A 14,325-nucleotide genomic window follows, 5' to 3' on the forward strand; every position below is an offset into this window, starting at 1 on the left:
CATGGCACAACAAGAACGATTTCATGATTTACCATTAGAAGAAGTAATCGGCGACCGCTTTGGCCGCTATAGTAAATATATTATCCAAGACCGTGCGCTTCCAGATGCACGTGATGGACTAAAACCTGTACAACGAAGAATTTTATATGCGATGTATGCAGAAGGAAATACGCAGGATAAAAACTTCCGTAAAGCCGCTAAAACAGTCGGTAACGTGATTGGTAACTATCACCCGCACGGGGACTCATCTGTTTATGAAGCGATGGTAAGAATGAGTCAGGAGTGGAAAGTACGGAATGTACTGATTGAGATGCATGGGAATAACGGGAGTATCGATGGAGATCCGCCTGCTGCCATGCGTTATACGGAAGCAAGGCTGTCTGCTATTGCTTCAGAGCTTTTAAAGGACTTAGACAAGGAAACGGTCGAATTTGTCGCAAACTTTGATGATACAAGTAAAGAGCCCGTTGTATTACCAGCGATGTTCCCAAACCTTCTTGTAAACGGATCAACAGGGATTTCAGCCGGGTATGCCACAGATATCCCTCCGCATCACTTGGGAGAAGTCATTGATGGCGTTATTAAACGAATCGAACAGCCGCATTGTACGGTTGAGGATTTAATGACGGTCATCAAAGGGCCAGATTTCCCAACAGGCGGTATCATTCAAGGTGTAGACGGTATTAAGAAGGCGTATGAAACAGGAAAAGGAAAGATTATGATTCGAGGCAAAGCGGAGATTGAAACCATCCGCGGCGGACGCCAGCAAATCGTGATCACAGAAATTCCTTACGAAGTGAATAAAGCCAATCTTGTCAAAAAGATGGACGAGTTCCGAATTGAAAGAAAAGTAGAAGGCATTTCAGAGGTCCGAGATGAGACAGACCGTACTGGGCTTCGAATCGTAGTAGAGCTGAAAAAAGAAGCAGATGCAAATGGTGTGCTGAATTTCTTATATAAAAACTCAGATCTGCAAATCCCATATAACTTTAATATGGTAGCGATACATAATCGAAGACCGACTTTAATGACGCTGACAACTATACTAGATGCATATATTGCCCATCAAAAAGAAGTGGTGACGAACCGCTCAGCGTACGAGCTTCGAAAAGCGAAGGAACGCCACCATATTGTCGACGGCTTAATTAAGGCACTTTCCATCTTAGATGAAGTCATTGCCACAATCCGCTCCTCTAATGATAAGCGTGATGCAAAGAACAACTTGATGGCGAAATATGACTTTACAGAAGCACAATCAGAAGCGATTGTTTCACTCCAGTTATATCGTTTAACGAATACAGATATTACGCAATTAAGAGACGAAGCAAGAGAGCTAGATGTGCGCATAGCAGAGCTTGAAGACATTTTAGCGAACGAGAAAAAGCTGCTGAAGGTCATTACAAACAGCCTGAAAAAGCTCAAAAAGACATATGCTGATGAGAGAAGATCCGTTATTGAGGAAAAAATCGAAGAAATTAAGATTAACCTTGAAGTGATGATCGCATCAGAGGATGTTTATGTGACAGTCACGAAGGATGGTTACATCAAGCGAACAAGCCAGCGCTCCTATGCTGCCTCTAACGGTAAGGACTTTGGCATGAAGGATACTGACCGTTTGATTCATCAGTTTGAAATGAATACAACGGATGTTCTTCTGCTGTTTACGAATAAAGGAAGCTACATTTATTGTCCTGTTCATCAGCTGCCAGATATACGCTGGAAAGACATGGGGCAGCATATTACGAATATCATTTCGATTGATCGCGAGGAATCAATCCAAAAAGCCATTCCAATAAAAGAATTTGATGAAACATCATATCTTTTATTCTTTACGAAAGGCGGAATGGTGAAGAAAACAGAGCTTCTTCAATATAAAGCGCAGCGTTATTCGAAACCGCTTGTCGCCTTGAACCTAAAAGGTGACGATGAACTCGTCGATGTTCATGTCACAACAGGACAGCAGGAATTGTTTATTGCAACGAAAAATGGTTACGGTTTGTGGTTTGATGAAGAAGAAGTAAGTGTTGTTGGACCGAGAGCGGCCGGCGTCAAAGGAATCAATTTGAAGGAAGGGGACGAGGTAGTCTCTGGCCAGATCATCGATTCGAAAAACGATGTCCTTGTGCTCACGACACAAAGAGGGGCTGTAAAGCGAATGAACCTCTCTGAGTTTGATAAAACATCAAGAGCGAAACGCGGGGTTCTTATGCTGAGAGAATTAAAGAAAAACCCGCACCGTATTGTTGCTGTGATCGCTGCATCTCTGCACGATACACTTGAAATAGATACAGAAAAGGGTACAACGATTCCGCTTGAAATCTCTACTCTAAGAGCAAATGACCGTTATAGCAATGGATCGTTTATTGTAGATGAGGAAGAGCAGGGAGAAGTGACTCATGTCCTTCTGACGCCTGAACGTGTGCCAGATGACAATAAATAAGCAAACGAAAACCCCCTGCCAGTCGCAGGGGGTTTCTTTTATATACGGATCTTTTAGCTCTCGTGGTTGCCAAACATGCTTGAAATGGCGTGCACTACTTCAATTCCTTGGTAGACGAAAAGAGAAAGTGAAGTGACAGAGAATAGACCTAGAATGAAAATTCTTAAGAAAAATAACATCGTGTAAAACCTCCCAATTTTTGTTTTGATTTAGATGGTTGGGTTAAACACGAGCTAGTCGGAAATAAGAAGATTGGTAGAACACTGCAAGTAAATGCTTCTTTTTCCGGTCAAATCGATCAGTATGAGTGATGCGTGCAAATCCAGCTGTCATACTGCCAATAATCAGCAGTGCTGTAAATGCGGCAAATACTGCGCTCACATGTTTTTGTTTCTTTTCATCGCCCATTGTCTGAACGATTTTCATTTCATGTGATTCTTGATCGGCAACCACCTTTGCATGATGGTATACCTGAACGGAATGAGGCATTGAGAACAAATGAAAACTTGCAAGTGCTATGCATAAAACACCTAATTTTAATAGCATATTTTTTTTCATTTTTCTCACCCCTTCCTGGTTATTTTCATGATCTTACCACGTTTTCAGTTATTTGAAAAGTCTTATTTTTTTACTTTCCCTCTTTAAAAAAGCGATAAACATCAGGACATCTATAGGACTGTTTCACTTCATGAAAGGTTTCAATTTTATTTTTTAAATTTAAAAAAAGTGCCATGATCATGGATCAGACACTTTTAGTGAGCTTGTAATGAATGCGGTTTTGCTACAGCTTTAGTAAAGATTCCTGCAATACATATGGCAAATAGAACAAAGATAAAGGCATGAAGCAGTCCTACTTGATTGGCAAGCAGCCCTAATATAGGAGGACCGGAAAGGGAGGCTGTGTAACCAGATAAGGTCACAATACTGACGCGTTTGACAGCGTACCGGCTATCATCGCCAGCTGCAGAAATGGTCAGCGGAAAGCCTAAAGATGCGCCAAGTCCCCATAAAAAGATCGATATCATACATACAACAAGTGAAATTTTTAAAATGACTAAGAATAGGCCGGCAGCTGCTGATAAAATCGCAACTCTTAGCAATAACACTCTGCCAAAGCGATCGATCAAACGTCCGCTGATCAGTCTACCACTAATCATGCCGCACAAAAACAAAGCATAGATGACTGTACTCATGGAATGTGAAACTTGGTAGCCATCTACCATTGCAAGTGGAATCCAATCATTGGCCGAGCCTTCGACAAATGCAAGACATAAGGCGATCATCGCAAGAGATATCGTTCGTTTGTTCAGCCATGCCGTTTGACTAGACTCAACTGTATCGAGCTGCTTCTCATGCTGATCCTTTCCTGTCCCATGCGGGATAAACCGTGTACAAATCAATATGCTGAGGAACAGCAGAAGGGCAATAGCGAGAAGGTGTATCAATACAGAGATGCCTAGATGGATAAAAAGAATACCAGCACCTGCTCCAATTAAAGTCCCAATACTAAAGGAAGCGTGCAATATAGGCAGAATGGTTTTCTTGATGCTGTATTCAATCTCTGTTCCTTCTAAGTTCATCGCTACATTACACATGCCAGAGCCTGCGCCAAAAAGAAAAAGACCGGCAGTGACGACAAAGATAGAAGAGAGCGTTGAACCAATGGCAAGAGTAGTGAATCCAAGGAACATCAAAAAAGCACTGATCACAATCGCCACTCGGCCGCCTTTTTTGCGGACGAATACATTTGAAAGAACAAGCCCAACAATTGAACCAACAGATAAACCGAGTAAAATAAGTCCCATTGTTCCTGTGTTTGCTTGTAATAAATCTCTCACTTCCGGTGTCCGTGAAAACCATGTAGAAATGGAGATTCCAGACATCGTAAAGATCACAATAATTGCTTTATACCACTTTAATTCCATCTAATCCCTCACATTTAAAGATATATATGTTATTGAACAAATCTACTCGATTATAAATGAGACTTGCTGATTCGTAAATAACTTGCTGGAGGAACAAGGTCAATTCTAGTCAAAAGAAATCATTCCTTCCCAATTCTTATGATGAGAAGGTAAAATAAACATAAAGGGGGCGGTAGGATGTAATCATATCGCATCGGTATAAATAGAAGGGAGGAGGAGATCAACATGAAAAGTGAAAAGGAAAAAATGATCCAAGGAGAACATTATGTATCTAGTGACCAAACACTGATCGCAGATCGTGAAAGAGCCAGACGATTGACATACGCATATCAGCAAACCAATCAGCAAGAAAAAAGAACATCCATTTTAAAGGAATTATTAGGCGCTTGCGGAAATGATGTCGTTTTTGAAGGAAGACTGCAGTGCGATTACGGATACAATATCGAGATTGGTGATCATTTTTTTGCAAATTTTGATGCAGTATTTTTAGACGTTTGCAAAATTACCATTGGACATCACTGTTTATTAGGTCCGAATGTACATATTTATACGGCTGGACACCCGCTTGATCCGATAGAACGTGCAAAGGGCATTGAATTCGGAAAACCAGTCACCATTGGAAACCATGTATGGATTGGCGGCGGTGCTATTATTAATCCAGGTGTCACAATTGGCGACAATGCTGTCATTGCATCTGGTGCCGTTGTGACAAAAAGTGTTCCAGCAAACGTGGTGGTTGGCGGAAATCCTGCGAAAATCATTAAATATCTTGATGAATCAAAATCTGGCGAATAAACGGCAGATTTTGATTTTTTCTATTTTGTCTCAATAAGATAAGTATACTCAATTATGAGACAAAAGAAATTCGTTTAATACTTAACTTCCTAGAATATATATTATGTAAACTAGGAAATGAGAATACATATTAGCGTCATTCCATTATTTGAATCTCCATCCCCCATGATGTTGTGATATAGAAAAATCCAAGAGGGCTCAGCTCTCTAACTTTAACATCAGGCTGTTCTGCAAAATATTTCAAAGCCTCTTCTATATTGGTCACTGTAATAGCTAAATGAGCTACACCGATATCACTCGGTTTTAGGTGAACATTCTGTTGATCTGGCGTCGACCATTGGACCAGTTCGATCTTTCTACCGCCGTATTGCAAAAATGCCGCCCCTTCTACAACTGAATGATCGTGAACCCCAAAGTATCTTTTAAAACTATCGTCTTCAAAGTGCATCCGTCCTGGCCGGAACAAGACTTCAAAACCCAAAATATTAGTGAAGAATTCAACTGCTGCTTCGATATCGGGTACTACAAATCCTGAATGCTCTATTGTGCCTTGAAAAATTGTATTTTTCATATCGCTAAACCCCTTTGATTTTTTTGGAAGTAAACGATTAATTATAAAGTAGTATTTAATGCAGCTATATAACACAAGCACCGATGATGTTGGCACTACTACAAGATTTAGAACAACAATACCTAAGCCTTGAGATACTATATGATTTTTTTGTAATTTCTATCTTTTTTGATTATCCATTAAAATTTACATGTTCCATCTGAACAATAATCATCGAGCGACGACTCTAATTTATGCTCTTCAACCTTAGCATTCGCGTACTCTTCTTTCCAAACCTGTTGTAATGTTTCTAAAAATACTTCGCTAGGTTGTGCTCCTGAGATGACATATTTATCATTCACTACGTAAAAGGGAACGCCCTGAATCCCAATTTTTGATCCCTCGGCTCTATCAGCTGCAATATTCTCGCTATATTTATCATTTGCTAAAACATCCAAAGCTTCGTTGCCATCAAGACCTATTTCACTTGTAAGTTGAGCAAGTGTTGCGTGATCACCGATATCTAGTGAATCCGTGAAATGAGCTTTCAAAATACGCTCCATAAACTCCCGTATCTTCCCTTTCTCTTTTGCATAATAAGAAAGACGAAGTGCATCATATGAATTCGTGGGAATCATTGTATCAAATTGATAATCTAATTCAACATCTTTTGCTTTCTGTTTCAATTGATTGTTCAGTACTTTTGCTTTTTCATATGGGACACCATGCTTGGAGGATAATACTTGATGGATATCCATTCCTGTATTTTTTTTCGCATATGGATCTAATTGGAAATGACGAAATAAGACTTCTACCTCTTCTTTATATTCAAACTGTTCTAACCCTATTTCAAATTGACGTTTGCCAATATAACAAAACGGACAAACAAAATCAGACCAAATTTCTACTTTCATCATATGTTCCCCCTTTATGATTTTGATGAATGTGCGAGGGGGATTATGTTAATAAACATCTTTTTAACTAATCCCACCAAAGCTCTTTTTTAAAAAGTTCGTGCTGCCGCTTTTGCCTTTTCAATTGCTACAGCAACAACTTCTTCTTTCTTAGTTGGATCATAGTCAATACCTTCAACAAAAATCGTTGGTTCCACTTCAATTCCAACAAACTTTAGCGCACCTCTCACGTAAGAATCGGAATGTTCCATTCCAATTGCCTGCGAATAAAATCCTCCCATTCCATGAATATGGATTGCTTTTTTTCCTTTCATCAATCCTTCTGGACCTTCTGCTGTATATTTAAACGTTTTTCCAGCACTCATGATTGTATCAAAATAGGCTTTTAATAATGGTTGGATTCCTAAATTCCACATTGAAGACTGAATGATGTATTTATCTACTTCCATAAATTGCTTTGTGAAAGCATTCACTGCTTCTATTTTTTGTGCTTCAACATCTGTTAGCGCTTCGCTACTTCTTAACTTCTTTTGTCCAGTTAAAAAATCAGCATCAATTAATGGAACATTTGCATAATAGACATCTACTTCTATTATTTCATCCGTTGGATTTACTTCCTTATATTCATTGATAAATGCTCTAGCAACTTGCGTACTTCTTGATTGTTCCTCACTTTGGGGTGTTCCTTTAACAAATAATACTTTTGACATGATCATTTCCCCTTTATGATTTTGATGAATGTTTTTTGTTCCTAAACACTTTTTGAATACTTATTAAAAGAATTTACACGTTTCATCTAAACAATATTTTCGGTATGATTCCTATAATTTTTGCTGAATCAACACCCTCACACAAAAAGCTGAATTAATGATTATAGACAATGGGCATTTTTCCGATTAATTGGCTTTGCCTAGCGGCGTCATACATGAGTTTAGCGACATTCTCCTTTGATACGGACATTTTAGCTGGCTGATCGCCGAATGAATAACCGTAAGATTGCCCTTTGTATTTGATATTAGGATTAATGATTCGAACGACTGTCCAATCCAGGTTTGATTGTTTAATCAGTTCTCCTATCTTCTTCATTTCGGCATAACCATTTGGCATGAAAAGTTTAGGCAGTATTCTCGGCAGTATCGTCGATAAGCTTTTCTTATCGTCTTCAGATTGCAAGGCTGGCGTCGCGAGTGTAATCAACCTTTTTTTGGTGAACTTCTTCATCGCTTTGACAATCCGGTTATGTCCGTCGGCAATCGGTGTGCCTTTTCGTTTTCGCGACAAATCAATCCCAGGGCCTAAGGTGCTTATCACGACATCAGCTTCTGAAACTGCCGTTTCAATAGCTGAATTGTTCGTTAGTTCCCCCGTTACAATGCGTAAATTCGAATGCTTTTGCTTGATTTTCTCAGGGTTTCTAACATATACCGTAACGAAATCTCCGTTTTCTAATGCAAACTGTGTTAAAAGTTGACCGATTGCACCAGTTGCCCCAAAAATAGTGATGTTCATGGTCTTCTATCTCCTTTTGTTATTCTGAATGATCACAATTATTTCCTTGATCAAAACTTTTTCGTAATAACATGTGTTATTTAAGCAACGCGCGTTGTATAATTTGATGATAAGATGAAAAAGAATAATAAACAATAACCAAAATAGCCAATATGTTGTTTACGCAACACTTCTATTGTATTGTCGTTTTTAAACACCATATGAACCCTTAAAAGGAGAAGAAAAAATGATTATGCCAAAAAAAGATCCAAGAACACTTCGTACAAGACAATTGATTGTAGACTCTTTTCTTTCGTTAGCTAGTGAAAAAGATTTCAACAATATAACGGTACGTGATATCACAGAAAAGGCTACTATTAACCGCGCTACATTTTATGCGCACTTTGACGATAAATTTGATTTATTACATTCTACAATCACCAATACATTTACAGACAAATTGAAAAAAAGATTAAATGATCACGATGGATTCAATGAAAAAGTCATTGCAAATATTTTTCTAGCCATGTGTGATCATCATAAAGAGCTAAGCGAATTATGTCCTAAAGGTTATAATTCTTTAGGAACGATTATAGAAAGTAAAATTAAAGAGGAGTTACAGAAGCTCATAGCTGATCTTGTGCTAAAAGGAACTGAAAATACGATTGAATTAGAGGATAAACAATTGATAACAATCCTATCTACTATGCTAAGTTGGGGGATATACGGAGCTGCATACACATGGAATAAGGATGGTAGACCTATTTTATCAGAAGAGCTAGTGACTAAGACCCTGCCTATCTTTAAAAATGGTATGAGTAAGTATTTTCTTTAATGAATATCAATTATTTTCAGCTATTTTAAAGTAGCCTTTATTAATAAATTACGCAACAAATCGTTATTAGAATAAAACAGTTGCTGTAATTGGCAGTGGGCATTCTGCTGTTAGCACTCTGTTTGAGCTGGCAGAGCTAAAAATACCTCTTTTAAATTTCAAAAACCTCTACGACCTTCTCAATAAATTAAATCGGTCGTAGAGGTTGGGCCTTTTTGGGCTTCCTTGATTTGTTACCGAATTTGTTGGTACTGTAAATCAAATATTCTGTGATATTTCTTTTAAAAATTGCTTTCTCTTTTCATCAGTTGTTAAGTTAACTCCCGAAAAATGAATCCATTTGGTGTCTTCATTTTTAATTCCCAAGTCAGCAAGAGTTCTGTTAATAAAAACGCTTTGAATCGCATTCCCGCCTTCAGATTCTATATAATCCTTATCTGTTGTAGATGTTGAGATGACGGTTGTTTTTTTTATATTTGTCAATAAACCTTTTAAAGCCCCAGTGTTTTTATCTTCCAAGAATGCGAAACCTCTTAACATGACTTTATCAATAAATCCTTTTAAAATTGCAGGTAAATCCCACCACCAGACAGGAAATATAAATATTAATTCAGTTGACTGACTTAATTTCTTTTGATAATCCTTAACTAATTGATAAGGCGTTTCTCCTTTATGAAAATACTTCAATTCCTCAGCTGAAAAAACGGGATTGAACCCATCTTTATATAAATCGATCACTTGAAATGGTTCTCTCTTTGTTTCTAGATTTTCTGTAATGGAAGTCAAAATGGCATGATTATAGCTTCCGTCCCAAGGATGTGCATAGACAATTGTTTTCATGATTCATTCACCCTTTTTTATTATTTTTCATCATATTTTGATGTACATTCATTTTATTGTATGCTATAACGTACTACAAGTACGGTAATTAAAGTGCGATACTAACCTAAAGGAGAGTGTAAAATGACCGAAGAATCCTTTACAGCTCATGTTGATCTAAAAGAAACTGGATTTGGGTACACTTTATCATTAATTGGTGGGAAATATAAGATGACGGTACTGTATGCTTTATATGCAAACAATGCTCCTATTCGCTATAATCAGTTGAAACGAATGCTTGGGGCAATCTCTTTTAAAACATTAACCAATACACTAAAAGAACTTGAAGCAGATCAGTTAATTAATCGTAAAGAATATCCTCAAGTGCCTCCAAAAGTAGAATATAGTTTATCGGAAAAGGGATTATCATTGATACCTGTATTAGATGAGATTTGTTATTGGGGAGAAGAACAAATGAAAATGAAATAGTTAGGCTGGGAAATCTTTCTCCTCAAAGCTGCAACTACAGCTACTAAAATAAGTAACCAACCGATTAACATTCGTTTAGGCTTCATAAAAGCAAAGTTTCCTAAGTTATATAAAAATTTAGCCATTCACTTACTCCTTTTTCATCGAATTCATGATATTCACCTCTTTATTCTACGCAATGAAATAGTGAAGTAAAATTGTACTTTTGGGCAAAAGGGATTGTACATTCAGGCAAGAAAAAGAGCATCTCTCTTGAGATACCCTTCATATATATATTGAAGATCTGGCATATGACAACATATCCTCTTCCTATATAAATCCCAATATCTCATTTTGTTGATGCGCTAGTTCCATTCCCTCTGCTAGATAGAGAGCGTTCATTTTATCTATATCATCATCTGGCCAATGGCGGATCAGTTGACGCAATCTAGCTGCAACGGTCTGACAAACATCTGGTGATAAGCAGCTATCAGAATCGGGCTGTTCCAACAATGGGATGATGTCATCTTGGTAGTTTTTAAAGGGTATTTTCCCACCAAACCCCTCCATATCATCTAAATACATACCAATACAAGCAGCTAACCTTTTTCTAAAACCATGGAAGTCACTGTATGACCAATGTGCTTCGCAATGAGTAAAATCCAAACCCATGAAACATTCCTCCGATATCAAGTTTGGGTTATTTTGATTTAATTCCTGCACCACAAAGAGGTATGACGATTGTTTCTTTTGATTTCTTTTTATATTTCATGTAGCCAGCAAAATTGACTGCAGATGTCACTTCCACATAAAATCCTTTCTCACTTAGTTTAGAGCGTGCATTCAATATCTCTTCTTCTTCAATATCTATAAATGTGCCATTGGTATTTTGTACAGCTTCTAGAATTTGTTTGGAGCGCGCCGGTGCAGCAATGGCTATCCCTTCTGCCAAGGTTCCTGTATTCGTAACAGGCGATGCTGATTCTTTCGCATTTTGATAAGCTTTCACAAGAGGTGCACAGTTTTTCGCTTGTATGGCAATGATTTTCGGTATTTGATGAATCAAACCATTTTCAAATAACTCTTTAAAACCATAATACGCACCTAGGAGGAGAGTACCGTTTCCAACTGGAATGATTAAAACATCAGGTGCTCCTTTTAGTTGCTCATAGATTTCATAGGCGTATGTTTTTGTTCCTTCAAAAAAATAAGGGTTATAGACATGACTTGCATAAAAAACCTTTTCATTGTCTACTGCTTTTTGTGCCGCAGCTGCAATGTCCTCTCGCGTCCCGTGAATTTCTTTAATCGTTGCGCCATGGGCTTTGATTTGAGCGACTTTTTTTGGTGAAGTGTCATCGCTTAGATAGATGTCACAGGCGATATCGCAACGTGCTGCATATGCTGCAATCGCCGTTCCTGCATTCCCACTACTATCAGCAATCACCTTTGATACCCCTAATTCTTTTGCATGTGTCATCAACACAGCGGCTCCTCGGTCTTTAAAGGATAATGTCGGCATCATATAATCAACTTTTACATAAGTGTTTGGCTCATTAGGATCTAAAACGATTAACGGAGTTTGACCTTCACCCATTGTCACAGATTCCCAAGTCTTAGAATCTTTTGAAAATGGCATGGTTTCAACATAACGCCATAAGGAGTTTGGGTAGTGATTCCAAGCCTCTATATCTATTTTAGGGGTATCTTTCACCAGATTTAATACGCCGTTACAATCACATTTCCATAAAGTTGGTGTCATCTCATACTTTTTGCCGCAATGGTTGCAAATCAATTGATTCATCAATCATCAGCCCCTTTAAATAATTTTTTATATGAAATATATTTTTTTATATAACATGGGCAAAAAAATAATCTAAATATAAGAAATAGCATCAATTTCAATTTTGAAACCAAAATGTAATTCATTCGTTGGTACAACAGTCCGTGCTGGTTGATGTTCCCCGAAAAATTCAGTATAAACCGCATCTACTTTGTCCCATAGTTCAATATCCGAAATGTATAATGTCATACGCAAAATCTTTTCTTTTTTACTTCCGGCTGCTTCTACAATCATCTCCACATTCTTAAGCGTTTGTAATGTCTCTTCTTCAATGGGGCCGAATTCTTTTTCTCTCGTTTCTGGATTGATGGCAAATTGTCCTGAAACGTAGACCGTGTTTTGATGAATGGTTGCGAATGCATAGTGTCCGTTGGATTTTAGATTCCCTACCTCAAGGATACTTTTCATTTCGTTTTCCCTTCATTCGATTTATGTTTGATCTCATCCAAATAGCTGTAGACAGTGACTTTAGAAATACCTAACATAGAAGCGACCTTTTCAACAGATCCTTTCATTAAAAAAATCCCCTTTTCATCCATGAACCTTATTAATTCAATTTTTTCATGACGTTTCATAACTGGGTGGACACTGTTTTGAATGATCTGTTGAATCAATTGATCTACTATTCCTTCCACATTATCAAAATCATCATTTGGTGTTGTTTCATTCTCTTGAACTTCAACTTTTGAAGAAAGAAAAGTATCCATAAATTGCTGCATTTGATTCAAAGCTTCAACATCAAAATTGATACAGAATGCTCCAACCACCTTTTTCTTAGAATCACGAATTAATGAAGTCGAAGAACGAATGGTACGGTTGTCTTCTGTTTTAAATGTATACCCAGCAAGATAATCTTCTTTAAAATCTTCTGATTGTAATACAGTCTTGACTAGATGATCAAATGATTGACCGATTTCTCTTCCTGTCACATGGTTATTTACTGTAAACATGACAGATGCTTGAGGGTTCGTTAAATCATGAATCACTACTTCACAATTTGGTCCAAACATTTTTGCCGTAGATTTTGCTAAAGGAATATAGCTCTCTAATAAATTCTTCGTATTTTCCATGCCTAAGCACCTCATTTGTTTATTCCACTAGATTATATAATTTTTTATATATAAAAACAATATATAGATTTTTTTATATATGTTGAAAAGGTTGAGAAAATATAAAAAAAGCAGCCATTGACTGCTTTTTGCTCGTGCTCCTTTCTAATTGATTTCTTACTGTATTCCATACAAAATGACTTCAATTCCCCACCTGAACCGTTCCATTGATACGGTATCACCTGCAAACATTTCTTCTTTTAGGCTATGGATGAAAGAAATGCCGTCATCGTATGCATCTCCTCTTCTTTATGGAAATCGTTTAAAGCTACATCACACTTATATTATAACGAACACTGTTCGTTTAAAAAGTTTATTTCACGATTGTGTGTTTTAATGAAAAGAAACCAATCGTCCGCCATCATATGATACACTCCAACTAGGAATGTGATAACGATGATTCTTGAATCAGTCGTTTCCATTGTTCTAATTCTGAGTGTAAGAGGTGTTTCTATGAATAAATTATTGGCAACGTTGATATTAGGATTGGGCTTTAGTGGTGCGGCTCTCATTCTTTCTGTCCCTTTGTTATTCAAGTCCAAACCAGAACAATTTGAGCTGGTGTTTACTGCTGGATCAGCGGGCGCTTTCGCAGTATTCGCTGTCTCGTGCCTAGTTATTCGAAAACAATTCATTCGCTAAAAAACCTAAACACAATTGGCCATTAGAACAACAAGTCCAATTAATCCTGCTAGTTGACCCATCAGATGTACGTTTTTTTATGGAGAAGGAACTTCCGCGAGAGCAGTATCAAATGAAAGAAGTGCTGGGAGAACTCTATTTTACAACTTCAACATAAGGAGAATGACGATAGTACACTTATTACAGATAGATTTTAAGATGAAGGGTCCTTTCGGTGATGAAATGGCAAAAGAGTTTTCTGATTTAGCGAAAAGTATAAATGAGGAAGACGGATTCATATGGAAAATATGGACGGAGAATCCGGAGAAAAATGCTGGCGGAATCTACTTATTCGAAACAAAAGAAGCAGCTGAAAACTATCTCGATATGCATTCTAAAAGAATCACTAGCTTTGGAATAACAGACATTAACGCTAAAATCTTTGACATCAATGCTCATCTTACTCATATCACAAAAGGTCCATTAAAAACTCATCAAGGTTGACACTCGAAAAAAAG

18 protein-coding genes are annotated in these 14,325 nt (G+C 37.5%); 6 read left to right on the forward strand and 12 right to left on the reverse strand.

Annotation, left to right across the window (positions count from 1 at the left end):
* Nucleotide 1 precedes the first annotated feature (1 nt).
* Nucleotides 2-2,440 carry a DNA topoisomerase IV subunit A gene (parC, locus tag MHB66_RS09135; RefSeq protein WP_046311218.1) on the forward strand — a complete coding sequence of 813 codons (2,439 nt, stop codon included), beginning with the start codon at nt 2-4 and terminating at the stop codon, nt 2,438-2,440.
* A gap of 53 nt (nt 2,441-2,493) precedes the next feature.
* On the opposite strand, the gene MHB66_RS09140 is transcribed toward parC, so the two are convergent.
* The 3 genes from MHB66_RS09140 to MHB66_RS09150 all read right to left on the reverse strand — a co-directional run bounded on the left by MHB66_RS09140 (nt 2,494) and on the right by MHB66_RS09150 (nt 4,365).
* A complete protein-coding gene (locus MHB66_RS09140; RefSeq protein WP_255222231.1) occupies nt 2,494-2,619 on the reverse strand; it encodes a hypothetical protein in 126 nt (41 codons plus the stop codon).
* A 43-nt stretch (nt 2,620-2,662) separates the two neighbouring features.
* A complete protein-coding gene (locus MHB66_RS09145) occupies nt 2,663-2,998 on the reverse strand; it encodes a hypothetical protein (RefSeq protein WP_034283456.1) in 336 nt (111 codons plus the stop codon).
* A gap of 194 nt (nt 2,999-3,192) precedes the next feature.
* Nucleotides 3,193-4,365, reverse strand: a complete 1,173-nt coding sequence (locus tag MHB66_RS09150) for an MFS transporter (protein ID WP_046311220.1) — start codon at nt 4,363-4,365, stop codon at nt 3,193-3,195.
* A gap of 225 nt (nt 4,366-4,590) precedes the next feature.
* Between MHB66_RS09150 and MHB66_RS09155 the strand changes: the two genes are divergently transcribed.
* The gene (locus MHB66_RS09155) at nt 4,591-5,160 is read left to right on the forward strand and encodes a sugar O-acetyltransferase (RefSeq protein ID WP_046311223.1); all 570 of its coding nucleotides are present in this window, start codon (nt 4,591-4,593) and stop codon (nt 5,158-5,160) included.
* Between the two features lie 136 nt (nt 5,161-5,296).
* On the opposite strand, the gene MHB66_RS09160 is transcribed toward MHB66_RS09155, so the two are convergent.
* From MHB66_RS09160 to MHB66_RS09175, 4 genes are all read right to left on the reverse strand, one after another.
* The gene (locus MHB66_RS09160; RefSeq protein WP_046311224.1) at nt 5,297-5,731 is read right to left on the reverse strand and encodes a VOC family protein; all 435 of its coding nucleotides are present in this window, start codon (nt 5,729-5,731) and stop codon (nt 5,297-5,299) included.
* 179 nt (nt 5,732-5,910) lie between these two features.
* Nucleotides 5,911-6,624: a DsbA family oxidoreductase gene (locus MHB66_RS09165; protein WP_046311226.1), complete on the reverse strand. Its 714-nt coding sequence runs from the start codon at nt 6,622-6,624 to the stop codon at nt 5,911-5,913.
* Between the two features lie 89 nt (nt 6,625-6,713).
* Nucleotides 6,714-7,334: an NAD(P)H-dependent oxidoreductase gene (locus MHB66_RS09170; protein ID WP_046311228.1), complete on the reverse strand. Its 621-nt coding sequence runs from the start codon at nt 7,332-7,334 to the stop codon at nt 6,714-6,716.
* A 154-nt stretch (nt 7,335-7,488) separates the two neighbouring features.
* Nucleotides 7,489-8,133: an NAD(P)H-binding protein gene (locus MHB66_RS09175; RefSeq protein WP_046311230.1), complete on the reverse strand. Its 645-nt coding sequence runs from the start codon at nt 8,131-8,133 to the stop codon at nt 7,489-7,491.
* Nucleotides 8,134-8,359: 226 nt separating this feature from the next.
* Here MHB66_RS09175 and MHB66_RS09180 point away from each other — a divergent pair, with 226 nt between their 5' ends.
* Nucleotides 8,360-8,947: a TetR/AcrR family transcriptional regulator gene (locus MHB66_RS09180; protein WP_046311232.1), complete on the forward strand. Its 588-nt coding sequence runs from the start codon at nt 8,360-8,362 to the stop codon at nt 8,945-8,947.
* Between the two features lie 258 nt (nt 8,948-9,205).
* Here the strand turns inward: MHB66_RS09180 and MHB66_RS09185 are convergent, their stop codons facing one another.
* Nucleotides 9,206-9,787, reverse strand: a complete 582-nt coding sequence (locus MHB66_RS09185) for an NAD(P)H-dependent oxidoreductase (protein WP_046311235.1) — start codon at nt 9,785-9,787, stop codon at nt 9,206-9,208.
* 123 nt (nt 9,788-9,910) lie between these two features.
* Here MHB66_RS09185 and MHB66_RS09190 point away from each other — a divergent pair, with 123 nt between their 5' ends.
* Nucleotides 9,911-10,255, forward strand: a complete 345-nt coding sequence (locus MHB66_RS09190) for a helix-turn-helix domain-containing protein (RefSeq protein ID WP_046311236.1) — start codon at nt 9,911-9,913, stop codon at nt 10,253-10,255.
* 309 nt (nt 10,256-10,564) lie between these two features.
* On the opposite strand, the gene MHB66_RS09195 is transcribed toward MHB66_RS09190, so the two are convergent.
* The 4 genes from MHB66_RS09195 to MHB66_RS09210 all read right to left on the reverse strand — a co-directional run bounded on the left by MHB66_RS09195 (nt 10,565) and on the right by MHB66_RS09210 (nt 13,147).
* The gene (locus MHB66_RS09195; RefSeq protein ID WP_046311238.1) at nt 10,565-10,906 is read right to left on the reverse strand and encodes a hypothetical protein; all 342 of its coding nucleotides are present in this window, start codon (nt 10,904-10,906) and stop codon (nt 10,565-10,567) included.
* A gap of 28 nt (nt 10,907-10,934) precedes the next feature.
* Entirely contained in the window at nt 10,935-12,038 is a 1,104-nt protein-coding gene (locus MHB66_RS09200; RefSeq protein ID WP_046311240.1) for a threonine synthase, read from the reverse strand.
* 72 nt (nt 12,039-12,110) lie between these two features.
* Nucleotides 12,111-12,485, reverse strand: coding sequence for a RidA family protein (locus MHB66_RS09205; RefSeq protein WP_046311242.1), 375 nt, complete (start codon nt 12,483-12,485; stop codon nt 12,111-12,113).
* On the reverse strand, nt 12,482-13,147 hold the full coding sequence (locus MHB66_RS09210) for a helix-turn-helix transcriptional regulator (protein ID WP_046311244.1): 666 nt from the start codon (nt 13,145-13,147) through the stop codon (nt 12,482-12,484). The genes MHB66_RS09205 and MHB66_RS09210 overlap by 4 nt, the downstream gene beginning before the upstream one ends.
* Nucleotides 13,148-13,639: 492 nt before the next feature.
* On the opposite strand from MHB66_RS09210, the gene MHB66_RS09215 reads away from it, so the two are divergent.
* Nucleotides 13,640-13,828, forward strand: coding sequence for a hypothetical protein (locus MHB66_RS09215; RefSeq protein WP_046311248.1), 189 nt, complete (start codon nt 13,640-13,642; stop codon nt 13,826-13,828).
* 168 nt (nt 13,829-13,996) lie between these two features.
* Entirely contained in the window at nt 13,997-14,311 is a 315-nt protein-coding gene (locus tag MHB66_RS09220) for a monooxygenase (protein ID WP_046312265.1), read from the forward strand.
* Nucleotides 14,312-14,325: the final 14 nt, after the last annotated feature.

This window comes from Bacillus sp. FSL L8-0167 (assembly GCF_038630295.1).
Taxonomy (GTDB): Bacteria; Bacillota; Bacilli; order Bacillales; family Bacillaceae; genus Bacillus; species Bacillus safensis.